We start from the raw sequence: 17,920 nt of genomic DNA on the forward strand, positions 1-17,920 counted from the left end.
ATTGCGCTCATTCACCCCGAGGGCCGCTGTAGTCCTTGGCCCACGTCTCTTGCGCCGCCATCTGCAGCTTGAACCGCTCGATTTGCTCGGCCACGCGAGCAGGCGAGGTCCCGCCCCAACCACTTCGGGCGGCCAGTGCGGCGTCCAGCGTCAGGCTTTCCAACACCTCGGCCGTCAGGCGTGTGTCGGTCTGCGCCAGCATGGCCGGCGTCAGTTGTTCCAGCCCGATGTCCTGCGCTTCACAGAGTTGCACCAGTTGCCCGGTGATCTCATGAGCCTCCTTGAACGGCACGCCGCGCACGGCCAGCCAGTCGGCGATTTCGGTGGCGAGGGTGAAGCCCAGCGGCGCCTGACGCAGCAGTTCTTCGGTGCGTACGGTCATGGTTCGGACCATGCCGGCAAAGGCGGGCAGCACCAGATTCAGCGTGTCCATCGCATCGAAAACAGCGTGCTTGTCTTCGCTCAGGTCGCGGTTATACGACAGCGGTTGAGCCTTGAGCACCGACAGAATGGCCGTCAGAGAACCGATCAAGCGACCGGATTTGCCCCGCGCCAGCTCGGCGATGTCCGGGTTCTTCTTCTGCGGCATGATCGAGCTGCCGGTGGCGTAGGCATCGTCGAGTTCGACCCAGCGAAACTGGCGCGAGGTCCACAGGCAGAATTCTTCGGCCATGCGCGAGATGTTGATGCCCAACATGCTGGCGCAGAACAGGAATTCGGCCACGTGATCGCGGCTGGCCACGGCGTCGATGGAGTTTTCGCATGGACCGGCGTAACCCAGCTCAGCGGCCGAGCGTTGCAGGTCGCGTGCGATGGCGGAGCCGGCCATGGCTGCCGCGCCCAGGGGGGACAGGTTGAAACGGTTGTCCCAATCCTGGAGACGCTGGATGTCGCGATGAATCGCCTGCGCGTGCGCCATCAGGTGATGGGCGAAGACGATCGGCTGGGCCTGTTGCAGGTGCGTGAAGCCTGGCGCGACGGTGTCGATGTGCTGCTCGGCCTGGCCCACCAGGGCGTTCTGCAGATCGAGAATCGACAGCGTCAGCATGCGGATTTGATCGCGCAGAAACAGGCGCATGTCGTTGGCGGTCTGGTCGTTGCGTGAGCGCCCAGCGCGCAGTTTGCCGCCCAACGCGCCCAGACGTTCGGTCAGCAGGCGCTCGATAAAGGTGTGAACGTCTTCGTCCGCCGGAATGGGTTGAACCTTGCCAGCGGCAAAATCTTCGTCGATCGATTGCAGCGCTGCGATGATGCGTTGAGTCTCGTCGGCATCCAGCAGGCCGGCCCGCTCAAGTTCATGGGCGTGCGCTTTGCATCCCGCCACGTCATACGGCGTCATGCGGAAATAGAGGGCGGGCGAGCGTGACAAGTTGGCCATCGCCGGCGCAGGACCGGATTTGAAACGCGCCCCCCACAGACGCTCAGTTGCATCAGACATGTGCACTTCCCCTCGAATACGTGGATTGCTGGCGAGCCAGGCGTCGACGACGTCAAGGGATCCTAGGAAAAACCGACCGCAGGGGAAATGTTTCAAATGGCAAGTGGACTTGGCAGAAATGGAAACCTGCGTGATGTCGCGGCTCTGACGATGCTTCACCCGCCAGCAACGCTCCGTATTTTCGGCGCAGGGAGGCGGGTGGAGTGTCGTCTCAGTCCGCGGATCAGAACAGGCTCTGTCGCATCATCGGTTCGCTGTGCTGCCGGCGCGAAATAAGCTGCTCGCAGCTGGCGTTGATGCACGCTTTGATCGTTGCGGACACCTGAGACAGGGTGTGTTTCGGGATTCGCTCGTAGTTCGCCACGGTGCTCATTTCAATGCGCGGCAGTTCCGGCAGCAGCGTGCTCTCGATCACCGGTGTTTTTTTGGGAATCAACGAGCGTTCGCTGACGCCGATGCCCACGCCGGCATTGATCGCATTGAACACGGAAAAATTGGAGTCCGAGGTAAAGCTCACGCGCGCCTCGATGCCCGCCATCCTCAACGCGTTGACCGAGATCTCGCGACAAATGCAGCCGTCCGGGAAGTGCACCAGCGGCAGGGGCTGGCCCGGCTGCATCAACGCCTGCTCGCCGATCCAGCTCAATGCCTCGTAGCGAATGTGTTCGGAGTTGGCTACCAGTTGGCCTTCCGGCGTGGCGATGATTGCCATGTCGAGGTTGCCGTGCTCGATGTCGGTCATCAGCAGCAGCGACGTCTTGCAGGTCACGTTGAGGTGAATGGTCGGTTCCATCGTGTTCAGCGCGCGAATGATGTCGTGCAGGAAGAACAGTGAGTAATCGTCGGGCAGGCCCAGACGCAGTTCGTAGGCGTTGACCTTGTCCTTGAGCCTGAACAGGTTGTCGTTCATGGTCAGGATCTTTTCGGCGGTCATCAGCACCTCTTCGCCAATCGGCGTCAGCCTGAAACCGTGATCGCCGCGCACGAAAAGCTGCAGATCGAGCAGCTCTTCCAGCTTTTTGATTTGCATGCTGATGGCCGGTGGCGTCTTGCACAGGGCGGCGGATGACCGAGTGATGCTACGGGTTTCGCTCACCGATTTGAACGTGCGCCAGAGGTTGGTATCAACATCGAAAATTCGAGACATGCTGTTTTTCCTGTAATGGCTGATTCCGGGCGGTTGAAATCAGTCCATTACCCGCGTTTTCTTGTGGTGGTCTGGATGATCGCAGCGGTCTGCGCCGTGCGTTTGGCCGTGTGTATGAACGCGCTCATGGTGAGCCGTTTAGCCAGCGGTGTGCAAGTGCTACCAAGGTGGGGCAGCATGGCATTCGTCGCGTGGACGCCTTCAGGCGCAGCGCGCCGGTATGCACCAGAGGGCCGGCTAAACCGGCCCGCTCGGCGCAGATGAACTGCAGTGAAACCGGGTCAGCCTTGCTCGCGCAAGGCGATGCCCAATGTCTGCAGCAGGGGCGTGTTCTCACACGCAATGTACGTCGCTTCCGCCGTTTCGCTGGTGTTGACGTGTTTGTGCCATTGCCAGACCGGAATGTAGATCGCATCACCCGCCGTCCAGGCGACGTGGGTTTCGCCGATCAGCGAAAACCCGGATCCCGTGGTGATGTACATCAGCGTCTCGTAGTTGTGCCGCTGCAAGTCGGAACCCTGCAAGGGGCGCAAGATGCCCACGCTCATGTTCATCGTCCTCGCCGGCAAGCTGACGGGGTGCACTTCGGGCTTGCGCGAGTTGACCCGTGAGGCGGACAGCTTGAGCCGTCCTGATTCGCGGACCGACTCGTGCAACAGACGTTCATGCCGGTCCAGTGATTCGAGACTGGACGGGATGAGGGGCGACAGAAATCTGTGCTGGGTCATGATCGTTTCTCACATGTCGTCGAGGAATTCGAGGCGGGCCTGAATCACCAGGAACGCGGCGTGCCTGACCACTTCGAACAACGTCGGCTTTTCGATGATCAAGCGCGAAAGAATGGCCAGCATGGTGTCGGCATGGCCGTCGTCGCATTCGATGTGCAGGGTGAAGAACTTCAAGTCTTCGAGGGCAACACCCTGTTCGACCAGGCCGGTGACGATGTCGCTGTACAGCGTCGGCACGATGGCCTCCGCGCCCAGGCACAACGCGGACAACCCGTAGATGCCCTCGGGCTGCTTGCAGAAATTCATCATCGTGTTGATCAGGCGCTGCGTCGAAGGCCGCGTCGGACAGGTGTCCAGTTGCAGATCGAAGTTGAGCAGCATGTCGCGGTAAATCTGTGAATGAGGCGGTTCGCTGACGTCGCCAAATCCCAGTTCCTCGAACAGGTTGTCGAACAGATCCAGAATGTCCTCGTTGGATTCCAGATTGGCCATCAACTGACAGATGTAGCGCGTGAAGTGCCGGCTGTATTTGCCCTGCTGCACCATGAAGGCTTTCAGCCGGTCGAGGGACGCCAGCCCGTTGCGGCATTCGATCAGAAACGGATGCCGGGAGATCTGGTCGATCATTTCCTCTTTTAGTTGCGCAAGGTCCTGAAGAATGAAGTCGTTGTCGTTCTGATAGGCGTACTGCTGGTCGAAACGTTGGGTCATGGGGTTCATCAAGCGATCCCTCGCAGGGCGGTGACAGGTGGGGTATGGATGCAGAGGACCCTCAGGAAGGCGTGCTGCAGCTTCTCCAGGCCAAGGGTCAGGGTATGGGTTTCGATGGTCAGGGGCGGCATCAGCTTTAGCACTTCGTTTTGCGGACCGCAGGTTTCCAACAGCAGGCCTTGTTCGAGACAGGCGTTGACGAGTCGGCTGGCGACGTCGGGATCAAGGAATTTCAGGCCCATGAACAGGCCGCGTCCCACCACCTGTGCAGTGCCGGAAGGGGTCAGTGCAACCAACGATTCCAGCGCCGAGCGGATCAGCCGCGAGTGCGCGCCAACGGTGTCTTCCAGTTGCGTGTCCTGCCAGTAATCCAGTGCCGCGCAGGCGGTGACGAACGCCGGGTTGCTGCCACGAAAGGTGCCGTTGTGTTCACCGGGCGCCCAGCAATCGTGCTCGGGTTTGATCAGCACCAGCGACATGGGCAGGCCATAACCGCTGATGGATTTCGACAGGCAGACGATGTCCGGCGAAATGCCCGCTGGCTCGAAGCTGAAAAAGCTGCCGGTGCGTCCGCAGCCTGCCTGGATATCGTCGACGATCAACAGCGCGCCGAGGTCTTTGCACAGTTGCTCGATTCGTTTCAGCCACTGCGTCGAGGCGCAGTTCAACCCGCCTTCGCCCTGAACGGTTTCGAGGATGATCGCCGCCGGTTTTTCATAGCCGCTGCCCGCCGTGCTGTAGAGCGTGGCGATGATCTCGGCGCTGTCGATGTCCGGGCCGAAGAAGCCGTCGTACGGCAAGCGCACGATATTGGACAATTCCACGCCGCCGGCACTGCGTTTGTCGGCGTTGGCGGTCGCGGCCAGTGCGCCCAGCGAGACGCCGTGAAAGGCGTGGGTAAAGGCTGCGACAGTGGCGCGGCCAGTGACTTTGCGAGCCAGTTTTAACGCGGCTTCGACGGCGTTGGTGCCGGTCGGACCGGTGAACTGCAGCTTGTAGTAAAGGCCTCTGGGCTTGAGGATCACTTCGTCAAAGCGCTCGATGAAACGCGACTTGGCGTCGCTGTGAAAGTCCAGGGTGTTGGTCACACCGTCCTGCTGGATGTAGTCCAGCAGCGGTTGTTTGAGGTGCGGGTTGTTATGCCCATAGTTCAGCGAACCGGCGCCGGCAAAGAAGTCGATATAGGGCAGGCCGTGGACGTCTGTGAGGGTTGCGCCCGTGCCGGTCGCGAATACCACGTCGCAGTCCCGGCAATAGGTGCGGACGTTGGATTCAAGCCGGTAGATGGAAGTCGAGTTGTTCATAGGTTCCCTCCTGTGCGGCGTCTCAGCCTGCATTGCGCATCATGATGTAGTTGCCCAGCCCGTTTTCCTGGCCGTAAAAGATCGACAGCATGTCTTTGATGTCCAGGTGCAGAACCGTGCATTCCGAGGCTTCCTTGAGCTCGTCGCGGAAGCGGATATTCAGGTCCTTGAAGCCCATCTGCACCAGCGCCTTGATGGGCGTCGTCCGGGTGTCGAGGAAGCAGTTGGCGAGCACGTTGTAGTTCTTCTCCTTGAGGCAGTGATGCAGCGCGGCTTTTACCAGTGCTGCAAAAACGCCGTGGGGATAGGCCGTGAACTTCTGATCGCGGTAGCGCGCAGGGACCATCAACCTTGCGCACTCGACCAGAGAGCCCTGAGCCGCTTCGCGCAGTGGCGTGATGTCGATGAAGTTCTCCACCGGCAGCCCCTGCGCACTGTCGATCACCATGCGCATGACGCCGACCGGTTCGCCTTCGCTGCCGGTGGCCAGCAGGTACACGGACGAGGCGTGAAAGCGATCGTTGCGTGGGTCGGTGTTGGTTTCATCCAGCCAGCCCAGTTCTTCCTTGTAGACTTCTTCCCAGATCGTCTGGACCTTGGCCAGGTCCGGTTCGGTGCTGGCGATATAGACCTGATTGGTGCGCCGGGTCGGCACCGGGAAATCAAGTGGCAGAGTTGATGTGGTCATAGTGCGAACCCCAGAGTTTGTAGGTGTACGAGATGACGGCGATGGCCAGGAACATGACCGCCGCGGTGAAGACGCCCACCGAAGTGGCTTCCCAGTATTCGAGCAGCGTGCCCAGCAAGAACGACCCGACCGGGTTGCCGCCCATGAAGAACAGCATCAGCAACGCCAGCACTTGCGCCTTGTTGCGCGCGGGGGCGTTTTCCTGAATCAGGGTCTGGCCCATGCTCAGCGCGATGCCGCCCAAAAAACCCCAGCCAGTCAGCAGCGCGAGCAGCAGCCAGCGGTTGAGCACATACGGCATGACGGCCAGGACAAGTGAGGCCAGAAGGCAGCTCACGATCAGCGTGCGTTGTTTGTTCTGCACGCCTCCCGAGAGCACCAGCGTGGCGATGGACGCGATCAGCCCGACCATGAACACGATGTTCGCGGTCGCCAGTAAAGAGGCGTCGTAGCCCGGCAGTTGAGACAGGTGCAGCGGCATGACGACGAAGTACGAGCCCAGGAAAAACACCCCGATCAGCCCGTTGAGCAGCAGCACGGGAAAGATCACCGGGTGATTCACCGAGAAGCGAAAGGCCTCGCGGGTTTCGGTCAGCAGATCCGACTGCGGCTTGGCCGATGTGGTCGTGGAGATCCGTGCCACTGACGCGCAGGCGGTCAGAAACAGCACTGCGAGCAGCAGGAACATCACGCTGACGCCGAGCCACGACACCAGGCCGCCAAGGGCATACCCCACCACCTGGATACCGAACTCGATGCCAATATTGATCGTGACGATTCTTTGCAACTGCCGTTGGCCGAGGACGTTGAGCCATGCTTCCCGGGCCGGTGCGCAGAAGGCGGAAAGCACGCCGAACAGCAGCGAGTACATCAACACCATCGGATAGCTCAGCGAGCCTTGAAAGGACCAGGCGGCGAACAGCAACGCGACCATCGCGGCGATCAGGTAGAGGCGCGTCAGCAGGCGACGCAACGGCCGACGGTCCGCCAGGTAGCCGCCGTAAATCACCAGCGCCAGCACCGGGAGCATCAGGCACATCTGCGCCACGCCGAATTGAAAGGGCGAGGCATGAAGGACGCTGATCAGCACCCAAGGCAGGAAAATGCTCTGAATGCCCACGCAGATGAACCACAACCCCGAGCCTGCCAGGAACAGACAGATGTCGCGGGTTTCGTGAGGACGGGGTGTCGCGTTCAAGGCACATACCTCGGTGTGGCCCCCGCGTACGAGGGCCGTTGAGCTTCAGGCTATTTTGAAATGCTTCTGGTGTTCGTCCGGGTTGGCCCACTCACCGTTGAACTCATAGATCCCGTTGTCGAAGGTCGAGCCGTCGAACCAGTAGTACTTGGGCATGGCGGGCAACGGCGTGCTGTAAGGCGCACCTTCCAGATCGCAGAGCATCAGGGTCGAGCGGCAGAGGATCAGGTAGTGGGAGGCGGTGGGCGCGATGGACAGGATCGGCACATTGCCGGTGTCCTGCATCCAGCCGTAGATGTCCGGAATGCTCGGGAAACGGGGCTGATAGGACGCCTGCAGCTTCACCAGTTTGTCGACGAGCTCGGGCGTCATCTGCACGTCTTCGGGAATCCCGTAGAAATCCTCCAGCGTCAGGCCGTCCTTTTCGAACTTGTAGATGTTCGCGCCCCAGCCGACCACCGATGACGCGAGCATGCCTTTGCACTTCTCCGATGTGCGGTAAGCGCGGTGCAGGGCATAGCGTTCGCCGATGCTGTAGAAGTCCATCTGGTCGAGCACCAGGTCGCAGTTCTCCACGAAGGCGTCGGCGGTGTGTTTCTGGATGCCCTCGGGAAAGACCTCGATGGTCACGTCACCGGCCAGCTTGTGGACTTCCTCGGCCACCACCAGCGCCTTGTTACGGCCAACGGTGTTCACCGAGGCGCCAAACTGGCGGTTGATGTTGCTGATTTCGAACGAGTCCGGGTCGGCAATCTTGATATGACGCACGCCCAGTCGGGCCAGCCCCAGCGCAACGGCGCCGCCAATGCCGCCTGCGCCTGCCACGCCGACCACCGCGTTGGACAGCTTGGCCTGATTGGCGACCTGTTCGAGCACGGTGTTACCCAGGAAACAACCGCTGCGGGAGACCCGTTCGTCGTAGATTTTTTCATTGAGGACGCCTTCCAGCGTCACGATGCGTGCTTTCTTCAGCATGGTTTTGCTCCTTGATTAATTGCGGCCGCCGCAGAAATTGCAGGTCAGCGCCAGCGGGGTGTAGGGTCCATCGAGGAATACTTGAACTTCGCGATACAGTTCAAAACGCTTCTTTTCAAACAACATGGCATGCGTGCCTTTATCAATTAATACCGAGCGCTTACTGGGGGCGTTAGTCAGGTGGCTGTATAACCAGTCGGTATCTTCACGTGGGGTTAAAACATGGTCGTAATCACCGCGTGTAATTAAGACGGGCACTGTAATTTTCGCCGGGTCCCAATAAGTACCGTGCCAGGCGTCGTAGATATCCTGAGCAAATCCGCCGGGTACTTTGATCGTGCCTTGGCGGGTGCCGCGTTCTGACAGTGAGTCGCTCGGCCAATGCGTGATGAAGTCGTCTTCCAGCTGCACGTCGGTGCCTGGCGGGCGATCGTCGGTGAGCATGGCGAGGCGCTTGTCCATCGGGATTTCGTAGTAATTCAGCCTCGGCCGGTCAGCACTGCCGAACAGGCTTTTGATGACCGCCGGGTCAACGGCGTCGCGGCGTACGATGGGAGAGTTGAACACCACCTTGTCCAGCTTTTCCGGGTGTGCCGTGGCGTAATAGCCCACGGGAATCGCGCCTCGGGAGGTGGCGATGATCGTGAGCTTTTGGGCCCCGCTCTGCTTGAGGATGTAGTCGACGGCCGCGTCCAGCACGGGCACCAGGCTTTTCGCATTGCCCACGGGATCGGAGGTGGTGCCGGCGTCCGGCGCACGCATTTCAGGGTAATCGTCGGAGCGGCCATAACCGGGCAGATCCACCACCCAGGCATCGCGCCCGGAGTTGGCCACATCACCAGACCAGGAATAACCGTTAATGGGATAACCGGCAGACAACTTGCCGGAAATGGTCGCGCCGTGAACAAACAAAACCACTTGGGATTCTTTGATCAGTGCGCGGTTCGGGCCGCGAGCCTGGTCTTTCCATAACGCGATGTTCATCGTCGAGTCCGGAAGTTTGAATGTATGAAGTTTCGAACTTTCAGTGGAGGCCGAAGTGAGTGTTTTGACCTGTTCGACGGGGGTGGCAAACGTCAATGTACAGGCGAGTGAAAGTAATAAAGCGGTTGCAGTCCGTTTCATGGAAAGGCGTCCAGGGCGTTAGGTGGGGCAAGACTTTCACGATCCCCGTCCCCTGTCTGTTCACGTTTTTTTAAACGGATTCATTTTTTCTGAATGGGTAATAACCGGCCAGGCCATTAATCTTGCATCCAGGGGGAATTCATCCATGAATGCGAGCAAGCGATTCAACGCGTTACACCGACCTGACAGTCCTCTCTTCGTGATGCCCAATGCGTGGTGCGAGGGGAGTGCGCGTCTGATCGAGCAGTTGGGCTATCCGAGTGTAGGAACCACCAGCGCGGGCATTGCGTTTACGCGCGGGTACCGCGATTCGTCGCCAGCCATGGACGACGAAATGAAGTTCGAGGCAGTGGATCGCATCGTGCGTGCGGTTCAGATTCCTGTGAGCGCGGACCTCGAAAACGGTCTGGCGAGGACCCCGGAAGGGGTGGAAAGCAATTTTCGACGCGTTTCGGACATGGGCTGCGGTGGTGCCTCCATCGAGGACATCGCCGATTACAGCAACCCGACAGCGCCGGTGTTCTTTGGCGTCGAGCAAGCCTGCGAACGCGTAGGCGCTGCGTGTGAGGCGGTGCGCAGCCGCAACCCGAATTTCGTCGTGACGGCACGCACCGACTACCTGCTGGGGCAGCACGACTATTCGTTGAGTGAAGTGATCAAGCGACTGGTGGCGTTTGAAGCGGCGGGCGCCGATTGCCTGTTCGCACCAGGGCTGCGCAGCATGGAGGATCTGAAGACCGTGCAGAGCGAGCTGTTCAAACCGATCAACGTCCTGCCAGCACCGCGCATGACCATCGACCGTTTGCGAGCCCTCGGTATTCAACGGGTCAGCCTGGGCAGCACGTTGTTCCGCGCGGCCTATAAGCAGATTTCGATGGTATTGGCCGAGCTGGATCAGTTGACCGGACTGGATTACATGCAGCGCGCGCTGCCGTTGGAGTATCTGGACAAGGTCATGCGTTGAACGGTGATGGGTCAGTCACCCTCAAGGGTGCTGACCCATCACCTAATGGTGTGATCAGCCGATCAGGCAAACACGAAATACTTGCGTACGGTTTCAACCACTTCCCACGTGCCTTTCATGCCGGGCTCGATGATGAACTTGTCGCCGGCCTTCAGGTGAATCGGCTCTTTACCTTCCGGGGTGATGATGCAATAGCCTTCCTGAAAGTCGCAGTATTCCCACTTCACGTATTCCACATACCATTTGCCCGGCGTGCAGATCCAGGTGCCCATGATCTTTTCGCCGTCGGCGCTGGTGTAGGCATTGAGGTTGACGGTGTGCGGGTCGCCGCCGATGCGTTCCCATTTGCAGGCGTCAACGACGGGCAGGGGCGTGGTGTCGCGAAGAACGATGATCGGGTTGCTCATGACAGCTCCAGAAAAGGTGGCGAAAGTTACGCTCGCACACCTTAGGGGCGCCGTTGCCGCGTCAGTTGTCTGAGCTCGACATCGGTGTGCCCAGAAACGCAGTTTCCGGTCCCAGATGACGCAACAGCGCGTTGATGTATTCGGGCATTCGGGCGAAGTCTGACGCACACAGCAACAGCGTACGGTCGGCCCAGCGGTCGCTCAGACGCACGCTTTTCAATTGGTCGGCTTGCTGAAACCGTTCGACGGCCGCCTGAGGCACGACACCCAGGCCGGCGCCACGCACGACCATACGCATCACGCCGTCGAAACTTTCCGCGCGCACGCGGGTTTTCAGACGACGGCCCAGGTGCAGGGCCTGTTCTTCAAGGTAAATCGCCATGGCGCTGTTGACCCCAAGCCCGACGAATTCGTGGTCCAGTGCCTGGCTGAAACGCAGGCTGTCGTGATCAGCCAGGGGATGGTTCGACGGCATGATCAGCGTCAGCGGGTCGGGGCAGAAGGGGACGGTTTGCAGGTCACTGGTGTCGACGGCGTCGGAAATGATGCCGATGTCAGCGGTACCGTGACGCACCGCATGCAGAATGCGCAGGCTGGGGTGTTCTTCCAGATGGATGTCGATGTTGGGGTGGCTGGCGAGAAACGCGGCCAGGCGTTCGGGCAGGTGCTCACTCAGCGCAGACGTGTTGCACAGCAGGCGGATCTGACCCTTGAAGCCTTGCGCGTAGTCGATGAGGTCGGCTTGCAGCCGCTCGACCTGCTGCAGGATCAGACGTGCGTGTTGAGTCAGCGCTTTGCCCGCCGCGGTCAGCGCCACCCCGCGCCTGCCGCGTTCGAGCAGGGTGATGCCCAGTGAAGATTCCAGCCCTCGTATCCGCGCGCTGGCCGAGGCCAGAGACAGATGACTGTGCGCGGCGCCGGCCGTGATGTTGCCGGCTTCGGCCACATTGAGGAAAAGCTTCAGGTCGATCAGGTCGAAATGCATGGGGCTTACTCTTTCAAGGCCGGGCTAAAAAACACGATGGACCGCGGAGATTGACGGCCGACCACTGAACCCTGTGGGAGCGAGCTTGCTCGCGAATGAGGTAGGCCAGACACCTGCACATCGACTGACACCCTGCATTCCTCGGAATGCCGTCCAGACCCAGCTCGCTCCCACAGGTTGAACGTCATCCGAAGGTGCAGCGCAAACACCAGGTTCTGTTAAAAACGAAGGCTGACTCAATATATCGCAGATTTTCAAACGCGGAAGACCGGCTCAGGATGAGCCCATGAATACCTTTTTTTCGCTTTATCAAACGATCGGTTGGAGCCTGACAGCTCTGGTATTGGTCGCTTTTCTACTGGCGGGCACGGTGAAGGGCGTCATCGGTATGGGCTTGCCGACCGTCGCCATGGGACTGCTGGGCATGGCTATGTTGCCGACACAGGCTGCCGCGCTGCTGTTAATACCAGCAACCTTCACCAATGTCTGGCAACTGGCAGCAGGCGGACATTTGCACAGCTCGGTCAGGCGCTTGTGGCCGTTGCTGGTCATGACCGCCGTGGGGACGGGACTGGGCTCATACGGACTGGGCGTGGGCGGCGCGCACTCCATGGGCCGGGCGCTTGGTGGGGCGTTGTTCGTTTACGCGTTGTGCGGGTTGTTTTTGCCAACGCTCAAGGTGCCGCCGCGTGCAGAGCCGTGGCTGGGGCCGCTGTGCGGGTTGATCACTGGTCTCATCACCTCGGTCACCGGTGTGTTCGTGATTCCCGCAGTGCCTTACATTCAGGGACTGGGTCTGGACCGTAATCAACTGGTGCAGGCGCTGGGTCTGTCCTTCACGGTGTCCAGCCTGGCACTGGGCGCCGGGCTGTTCTGGAACGGCGCACTGGGCGGCGCTGAAATGAGTGTCTCGTTACTGGCGGTGATCCCTGCGCTGCTCGGCATGATGCTCGGTCAATGGCTGCGACAATGCATCAGCGCCGCGCTGTTCAAGCGCGTTTTCTTTATTGGAATGGCCTTGTTGGGGCTGCACCTGTTGATCAGCGGTTGAATGCCTGAAAAGTATTCAAGGTCAACAATACCGCTTTGATTCGTGCGTCCGTGGCAAATGTTTTTTGCCTAGTCCCTGCTTATTCCAGCCCCGTCGAATCGATACCCTGCTGTCATTCCACTTCCTCCTTTCTTATTACTGACGCTCGAACCCGTCCTTTTCCGTGAAGGCTGACGGTCGGGCCACGACGAGGCTTTCCATGAAAAAAATCCTGTTCATCAACGGCGGCAAGCAATTCGCTCACTCTGAAGGTCGTTATAACGCCACGTTACACAACTCTGCATTGGTTTTCACCGATCGCGCGGGTTTCGATGTGAAACAGACTTTCATCGACGGTGGTTACGACGTTGCTGAAGAAGTGCAGAAATTTCTCTGGGCCGACGTCATCGTCTGGCAGATGCCAGGCTGGTGGATGGGTGCGCCGTGGACGGTGAAAAAGTACATCGATGAGGTGTTCACCGAGGGCCATGGCAGTCTTTACGCGAACGATGGTCGTACCCGCTCCGACAGCTCGCAAAAGTACGGCAGTGGTGGGTTGCTGCAGGGCAGGCAGTACATGATTTCGGCGACCTGGAACGCACCGCAGCAGGCGTTCGATGACCCGACCGACTTCTTCGAAGCCAAGGGCGTGGACGCTGTCTACTTCCCTTTTCACAAGGCGAATCAATTCCTGGGCATGACCGGGCTGCCGACCTTCCTTGCCGTGGACGTGATGAAAGTGCCGAACATCGAAGCCGACGTGAAACGCTACGAAGCGCACCTGGCGTCGGTGTTTGGGGTTTGACCTGAGCCGCTGCACCGGTGTTTCAGGCGGGATGACATCGGCGTGTTTGATGCCACGGTTGAGGCATATCGGTGCGCGGCTGTGACCTCGATCGTAGCGGTTTGATCGGTGCGTGGATGCAGCGTGCGGGGGGAGGGACATACGCGGCGTGGCTTTTGCGGGAATCGAGGCTAATCTGCACTCTGTTTTGAGTGGGGGACAACAGTGAAAGCCAGATCCGATGAGTTGCAGGTGTTCGTTTCGGTCATTGAAAGCGGATCGATTTCCGCCGCCGCCGAGCAAATTGGCCAGACGCCGTCGGCCATCAGTCGCACCCTGTCGCGACTGGAAGCCAAGCTCGACACCACGTTGATCAACCGCACGACACGCCGCATGGACCTGACCGAGGAGGGCAAGTTTTTCCTGGAGCGGGCCAAGCACATCCTGGGGCAGATGGAAGAACTGGAAGAGCGCATGTCGCTCCGGCAGCAGACGCCATCCGGACGTTTGCGGATCAATGCGGCGTCGCCGTTCATGCTGCATTCCATCGTGCCGTACGTGGCTGAATTCCGGTCGCTGTACCCGGACATTCAGCTGGAGCTGAACAGCAACGACCTGATCATCGACCTGCTCGAGCAAAGCACGGACGTGGCGATTCGCATCGGCACGCTGGCGGACTCGACGCTGCATGCGCGGTCGCTGGGGAGCAGTCCGTTGAACATCCTGGCCAGTCCGGATTACCTCAAAGCACACGGCACGCCCAAAACCGTTGAAGCGTTGAGGGGACATTCCCTGCTGGGGTTCACGCAGACGGAAACGCTCAACCACTGGCCGTTGCGCCATGCGGACGGCGACCGCCTGTTCATTCGCCCGACCGTGTCCGCCTCCAGCGGCGAGACGTTGCGGCAACTGGCGCTGGCGGGCGAGGGCATCGTGTGCCTGTCGCACTTCATGACTCACGAGGACATCCGCTCGGGACGCCTGAAGGTCATCCTGCCGCACGCCAACAGCGGCTATCGCCAGCCCATTCACGCTGTGTACTACCGCAACTCGCAACTGGCGCTGAGGATTCAGTGTTTTCTGGATTTCATTCAGCAGAAGCTGGCGAATTACGCCGCTTGAATGTGCCGTATCAGTCACTGTTGATGTCGCTGACCCACGGCATTCGTCGGAATGCCGCCCAGACCAAGCTCATTCCCACAGTATCAGCGTCGTGCCCAGGTATTCGGCACGACGCCGACCTTGTAGGAGCCGTCCGAGGTTACGAGGGTCGCGATGCGGTGGGTCAGTCACTGTTGATGTTGCTGACCCATGGCATTCGCGAGCAAGCCGGTCCCCCAGCCTTCGGCGAGAATCAAAGCCGTTCAGCTCAACGTATTTCCCCTGAACTCCGCCCTCAACATCTCCACAAACGCCTCCCGTGCCGGGTGATGCTCGGCGTTTTCGTGCCAGTAGAACAGGTTGTCGATGGAGGTCAGCTCCGGGAATTCATAACCGATCCAGCCCGAGCCTTTGTGGTACTGCTCGAACACGCCTTTGGGCACCAGCGCGACACCCGCGCCGGCACTGACGCAACCGACGATGGTGCCATAGCTGGCGATGCTGATGATTGGCTGAGTCTGCCCGTTGTTCAGCAACCAGCGCTCGAGCGCCGCGCGGTAGGGGCACCCTTCCGGCCACATGAAAATCGACTTGCCCTGCAGGTCGGCGGCGCTGCGAATCGGTCCGAGGGATTCGGCCGCGATCAACACCAGGTCCTCCCGATACATCGACGTTCGCTTTAACCGGGGGCGTTTGACGTCGATGGCGACAATCGCGCCGTCGAGTTTGTGATTCAGCGTGGCCTCCAGCAATTGCGGGCCTGTGCCGGTGGTCAATTCAAGTGACACGTCTGGATACCGTGCATGAAAGCGCGCGAGCAGTCGCGGCAGGCGTGAAGTGGCGGACGATTCGATGGCGCCGATGCGCAGGGGGCCTGACGGGGCGGCATCCGGGTGTACCGCACGCTTGGCTTCTTCGGCGAGGCTGAGCATGCGGCCCGCGTAGGTCAGGAAGATTTCTCCCGCCGGGCTGATACGCAGCCCACGGCCATGACGGAAGAACAACTCGGTCCCCAGCTCGCCTTCCAGCGCCTTGATGCGCGCGGTGATGTTCGACGGCACGCAATGCAGCGCCTCGGCGGCGCGCGCGATGCTGCCGGTGTCGGCGACGGTCTTGAACATCCGAATCTGAGCCAGTTCCATGCATCACCTAAAGTGAACGATCGAGTCATTATTGTTCGGTTGTGGTGAGCATAGGTTGTTTCGATACTCGCAGCCAAGCGCGGGCAAACGTCTCGCGGACGGGGGCATCGAAATGAGCGTGGCTAGTGAGTCGGTAGCAGGCATAAGCGGTTCTGACGGTTCGGGTGTGCGTTGGCAGGGGCTCAAAGTGGGCTTGGCGACGGTTTTCGTGGTGGCGTGCTGGGGCTTTTCGCCGACCGGGATTCGTCTGGGTTTGCAGGGGTACGACCCCGGTCATCTGGCCCTGCTGCGCTTTATCATCGCCTCGGTCTTCATGGCGATCATCGCCTCTGCACTGCGTATTTCGCTGCCGCGTCCGAGAGACCTTCCATTGCTGGGTGTGCTTGGCTTTTTTGCGGTCAGCCTGCACCACATCGCGCTGAACTTCGGCCAGGCCGGTGTCACGGCGGGTGCATCCAGCGTGCTGATTCAATCGATGCCACTGTTCAGCGCACTGCTTGCGCACTTTGTGTTCAAGGAGCGTGTGAGCGCATGGCGCTGGACCTGCGTGGCGTGGGGCCTGGTCGGCGTTGCAATTGTCATCACCGGGGATCGCGGGTTTGGTCAGGTTGACGCGCGCGGGCTGCTGGTCTTGCTCGCGGCATTCTCCTGGAGCGTGTACTTCTCGCTGCAGAAGCATTACAGCCACCGTTATGACGGCTTGACCATGGTCTGTTACACGGTTTGGGCGGGGACGGTTTTTCTGCTGGTTTACCTCCCCGGGTTGATGGGCGAAATCGTCAACGCGCCGCTGCGGGTGAACGTTGCCGTGGGTATCCTGGGTCTTTTTCCCAGTGCGTTGGCCTACCTGGCGTGGGCTTACGTGCTTAAACACATGGACGTCAGCCGCGCATCCATGAGCCTGTACCTGACCCCGCCCATGGCAATCGCCATCGCCTCGGGGTTGCTGGGGGAAGTGCCGTCGGCGATGGTGGTCGTGGGCTCCGTGGTGGTGCTGAGCAGCGTGCTGGCGCTGAATCTGCGGCGGGAGCGGGTGAACCTGCCCCAATCCTCCAGAAGAATCGATGAGCACTCCGGCAGCTCCCACAGGTGAGTGGTGCTTCAGAGATCTGAGCTTGATTCGTGATCTGCAGGCAATAGTCATTTGGCCTGAGCTGTCTTTTTAGTCATGAATCACGCGCCGATACTGATGCCATTACTCATTGCAGGAGGAATCATTTCATGAACGTCTTCATTACCGGCGCCGCAGGGTTTATCGGTGGCTCCATCGCCACCGGCCTGGTCAAGAAAGGCCATCACGTCACAGGGCTGGTGCGTAGCGCCGAGCAGGCGCAGGAGCTGAAAGCACTTGGCATCGTTCCGGTGATCGGCACCCTGGACGACACCGCTCTGTTGATCGAGCAAGCCCGTAAAGCCGATGGCGTGATCAACGCGGCCAGCAGCGATCACCGTGGCGCGGTCGAGGCGTTGATTGACGGGTTGAAGGGTTCGAACAAGCCGTTTCTGCACACCAGCGGTTCGAGCATCGTCGGCGACGCCTCCGGCGGCAAAGGCACCGACAAGATCTACTACGAAGGTCAGCTGCCCGCCGCAACACCTGACAAGGCCGCGCGGGTCGCCATCGACGATCTGGTCATTGCCGCCGCGAAAGACGGCGTGCGTTCGGCGGTGCTTTGCAACACCTTGATCTACGGCCACAGCCTGGGCGTGAACCGTGACAGCGTGCAGTTGCCGCGGCTGATCAAACAGGCGCGCAAAAGCGGTGTGGTTCGCCATGTCGGCACCGGCGGCAACATCTGGTCCAACGTGCACATCAATGACGTGGTCGATCTGTATGCGCTGGCGCTGGAAAAGACTCCAGCGGGCACCTTCTACTTCGTCGAAAGCGGCGAAGCCTCGTTCCTCGACATGAGCAACGCCATTGCAGAGGCGATGCACCTGGGCAAGGCGCAGGACTGGCCGCTGAAAGACGCCGAAGCGGAGTGGGGTTATGAAATGGCCAATTACGGCCTGGGCTCCAACAGCCGGGTGCGCGGCAAGAACGCCCGGGAGTTGCTGGGCTGGACACCAAAAACCACCTCGGTGCTCGACTGGATCAGGCACGACATGCTCAAAGCCTGAATCGCAGATCTGTAGGAGCGCGCTTGCCCGCGATCTGGCGCGCAGCGGCAGTAAACCGGTTGATGCGGTCAG

18 protein-coding genes are annotated in these 17,920 nt (G+C 60.1%); 6 read left to right on the forward strand and 12 right to left on the reverse strand.

The features are described from left to right. Positions 1 to 7: 7 nt before the first annotated feature. The 9 genes from argH to BMY73_RS21535 all read right to left on the reverse strand — a co-directional run bounded on the left by argH (position 8) and on the right by BMY73_RS21535 (position 9,314). On the reverse strand, positions 8 to 1,438 hold the full coding sequence (gene argH / locus BMY73_RS21495) for an argininosuccinate lyase (protein WP_092409586.1): 1,431 nt from the start codon (positions 1,436 to 1,438) through the stop codon (positions 8 to 10). 223 nt (positions 1,439 to 1,661) lie between these two features. After that, positions 1,662 to 2,585 carry a LysR family transcriptional regulator gene (locus BMY73_RS21500; RefSeq protein WP_092409588.1) on the reverse strand — a complete coding sequence of 308 codons (924 nt, stop codon included), beginning with the start codon at positions 2,583 to 2,585 and terminating at the stop codon, positions 1,662 to 1,664. Positions 2,586 to 2,866: 281 nt separating this feature from the next. Further along, on the reverse strand, positions 2,867 to 3,313 hold the full coding sequence (locus tag BMY73_RS21505) for a cupin domain-containing protein (RefSeq protein ID WP_062388333.1): 447 nt from the start codon (positions 3,311 to 3,313) through the stop codon (positions 2,867 to 2,869). Positions 3,314 to 3,322: 9 nt separating this feature from the next. Beyond that, positions 3,323 to 4,033, reverse strand: coding sequence for an iron-containing redox enzyme family protein (locus BMY73_RS21510; RefSeq protein WP_092409590.1), 711 nt, complete (start codon positions 4,031 to 4,033; stop codon positions 3,323 to 3,325). Continuing rightward, entirely contained in the window at positions 4,033 to 5,328 is a 1,296-nt protein-coding gene (gene ectB / locus BMY73_RS21515; protein ID WP_092409592.1) for a diaminobutyrate--2-oxoglutarate transaminase, read from the reverse strand. The genes BMY73_RS21510 and ectB overlap by 1 nt, the downstream gene beginning before the upstream one ends. Before the next feature lie 22 nt (positions 5,329 to 5,350). Further along, positions 5,351 to 6,016 (reverse strand): GNAT family N-acyltransferase, encoded by a 666-nt coding sequence (locus BMY73_RS21520; RefSeq protein ID WP_092409594.1) that lies wholly within the window; start codon positions 6,014 to 6,016, stop codon positions 5,351 to 5,353. Further along, positions 5,991 to 7,214, reverse strand: coding sequence for an MFS transporter (locus BMY73_RS21525; protein ID WP_092409596.1), 1,224 nt, complete (start codon positions 7,212 to 7,214; stop codon positions 5,991 to 5,993). Before BMY73_RS21525 ends, BMY73_RS21520 begins: the two co-directional genes overlap by 26 nt. A 45-nt stretch (positions 7,215 to 7,259) precedes the next feature. After that, entirely contained in the window at positions 7,260 to 8,189 is a 930-nt protein-coding gene (locus BMY73_RS21530) for a ThiF family adenylyltransferase (RefSeq protein ID WP_092409598.1), read from the reverse strand. 15 nt (positions 8,190 to 8,204) lie between these two features. Next, on the reverse strand, positions 8,205 to 9,314 hold the full coding sequence (locus BMY73_RS21535; protein ID WP_092409600.1) for an alpha/beta hydrolase: 1,110 nt from the start codon (positions 9,312 to 9,314) through the stop codon (positions 8,205 to 8,207). A 145-nt stretch (positions 9,315 to 9,459) separates the two neighbouring features. Here BMY73_RS21535 and BMY73_RS21540 point away from each other — a divergent pair, with 145 nt between their 5' ends. Next, on the forward strand, positions 9,460 to 10,278 hold the full coding sequence (locus BMY73_RS21540; RefSeq protein ID WP_092409602.1) for an isocitrate lyase/PEP mutase family protein: 819 nt from the start codon (positions 9,460 to 9,462) through the stop codon (positions 10,276 to 10,278). A 62-nt stretch (positions 10,279 to 10,340) separates the two neighbouring features. On the opposite strand, the gene BMY73_RS21545 is transcribed toward BMY73_RS21540, so the two are convergent. Together BMY73_RS21545 and BMY73_RS21550 are read right to left on the reverse strand one after the other, a co-directional pair. Then, on the reverse strand, positions 10,341 to 10,685 hold the full coding sequence (locus BMY73_RS21545; protein ID WP_092409604.1) for a cupin domain-containing protein: 345 nt from the start codon (positions 10,683 to 10,685) through the stop codon (positions 10,341 to 10,343). 61 nt (positions 10,686 to 10,746) lie between these two features. Then, positions 10,747 to 11,670, reverse strand: coding sequence for a LysR family transcriptional regulator (locus BMY73_RS21550; RefSeq protein WP_092409606.1), 924 nt, complete (start codon positions 11,668 to 11,670; stop codon positions 10,747 to 10,749). Positions 11,671 to 11,956: 286 nt separating this feature from the next. Between BMY73_RS21550 and BMY73_RS21555 the strand changes: the two genes are divergently transcribed. From BMY73_RS21555 to BMY73_RS21565, 3 genes are all read left to right on the forward strand, one after another. After that, positions 11,957 to 12,721, forward strand: a complete 765-nt coding sequence (locus BMY73_RS21555; RefSeq protein ID WP_092409608.1) for a sulfite exporter TauE/SafE family protein — start codon at positions 11,957 to 11,959, stop codon at positions 12,719 to 12,721. A 199-nt stretch (positions 12,722 to 12,920) separates the two neighbouring features. Then, positions 12,921 to 13,505 (forward strand): NADPH:quinone oxidoreductase MdaB, encoded by a 585-nt coding sequence (locus BMY73_RS21560; RefSeq protein WP_092409610.1) that lies wholly within the window; start codon positions 12,921 to 12,923, stop codon positions 13,503 to 13,505. Positions 13,506 to 13,709: 204 nt separating this feature from the next. Next, entirely contained in the window at positions 13,710 to 14,606 is an 897-nt protein-coding gene (locus tag BMY73_RS21565) for a LysR family transcriptional regulator (protein ID WP_092409612.1), read from the forward strand. A gap of 242 nt (positions 14,607 to 14,848) precedes the next feature. On the opposite strand, the gene BMY73_RS21570 is transcribed toward BMY73_RS21565, so the two are convergent. Further along, positions 14,849 to 15,727: a LysR family transcriptional regulator gene (locus BMY73_RS21570; RefSeq protein WP_092409614.1), complete on the reverse strand. Its 879-nt coding sequence runs from the start codon at positions 15,725 to 15,727 to the stop codon at positions 14,849 to 14,851. Positions 15,728 to 15,839: 112 nt separating this feature from the next. On the opposite strand from BMY73_RS21570, the gene BMY73_RS21575 reads away from it, so the two are divergent. Next, a complete protein-coding gene (locus BMY73_RS21575) occupies positions 15,840 to 16,820 on the forward strand; it encodes a DMT family transporter (RefSeq protein WP_092409636.1) in 981 nt (326 codons plus the stop codon). Positions 16,821 to 16,948: 128 nt separating this feature from the next. Next, positions 16,949 to 17,848, forward strand: coding sequence for an NAD-dependent epimerase/dehydratase family protein (locus BMY73_RS21580; RefSeq protein ID WP_092409616.1), 900 nt, complete (start codon positions 16,949 to 16,951; stop codon positions 17,846 to 17,848). Positions 17,849 to 17,920 lie beyond the last annotated feature (72 nt).

Source organism: Pseudomonas sp. NFACC02 (assembly GCF_900110765.1).
Lineage (GTDB): Bacteria > Pseudomonadota > Gammaproteobacteria > Pseudomonadales > Pseudomonadaceae > Aquipseudomonas.

What these genes read in the sequence shown, in the direction of transcription:
- argH (WP_092409586.1), bottom strand. Translation starts at nt 1,438, where the DNA reads ATGTCTGATGCAACTGAGCGTCTGTGGGGGGCGCGTTTCAAATCCGGT.
- BMY73_RS21500 (WP_092409588.1), bottom strand. Translation starts at nt 2,585, where the DNA reads ATGTCTCGAATTTTCGATGTTGATACCAACCTCTGGCGCACGTTCAAA.
- BMY73_RS21505 (WP_062388333.1), bottom strand. Translation starts at nt 3,313, where the DNA reads ATGACCCAGCACAGATTTCTGTCGCCCCTCATCCCGTCCAGTCTCGAA.
- BMY73_RS21510 (WP_092409590.1), bottom strand. Translation starts at nt 4,033, where the DNA reads ATGAACCCCATGACCCAACGTTTCGACCAGCAGTACGCCTATCAGAAC.
- ectB (WP_092409592.1), bottom strand. Translation starts at nt 5,328, where the DNA reads ATGAACAACTCGACTTCCATCTACCGGCTTGAATCCAACGTCCGCACC.
- BMY73_RS21520 (WP_092409594.1), bottom strand. Translation starts at nt 6,016, where the DNA reads ATGACCACATCAACTCTGCCACTTGATTTCCCGGTGCCGACCCGGCGC.
- BMY73_RS21530 (WP_092409598.1), bottom strand. Translation starts at nt 8,189, where the DNA reads ATGCTGAAGAAAGCACGCATCGTGACGCTGGAAGGCGTCCTCAATGAA.
- BMY73_RS21535 (WP_092409600.1), bottom strand. Translation starts at nt 9,314, where the DNA reads ATGAAACGGACTGCAACCGCTTTATTACTTTCACTCGCCTGTACATTG.
- BMY73_RS21540 (WP_092409602.1), top strand. Translation starts at nt 9,460, where the DNA reads ATGAATGCGAGCAAGCGATTCAACGCGTTACACCGACCTGACAGTCCT.
- BMY73_RS21545 (WP_092409604.1), bottom strand. Translation starts at nt 10,685, where the DNA reads ATGAGCAACCCGATCATCGTTCTTCGCGACACCACGCCCCTGCCCGTC.
- BMY73_RS21550 (WP_092409606.1), bottom strand. Translation starts at nt 11,670, where the DNA reads ATGCATTTCGACCTGATCGACCTGAAGCTTTTCCTCAATGTGGCCGAA.
- BMY73_RS21555 (WP_092409608.1), top strand. Translation starts at nt 11,957, where the DNA reads ATGAATACCTTTTTTTCGCTTTATCAAACGATCGGTTGGAGCCTGACA.
- BMY73_RS21560 (WP_092409610.1), top strand. Translation starts at nt 12,921, where the DNA reads ATGAAAAAAATCCTGTTCATCAACGGCGGCAAGCAATTCGCTCACTCT.
- BMY73_RS21570 (WP_092409614.1), bottom strand. Translation starts at nt 15,727, where the DNA reads ATGGAACTGGCTCAGATTCGGATGTTCAAGACCGTCGCCGACACCGGC.
- BMY73_RS21575 (WP_092409636.1), top strand. Translation starts at nt 15,840, where the DNA reads ATGAGCGTGGCTAGTGAGTCGGTAGCAGGCATAAGCGGTTCTGACGGT.
- BMY73_RS21580 (WP_092409616.1), top strand. Translation starts at nt 16,949, where the DNA reads ATGAACGTCTTCATTACCGGCGCCGCAGGGTTTATCGGTGGCTCCATC.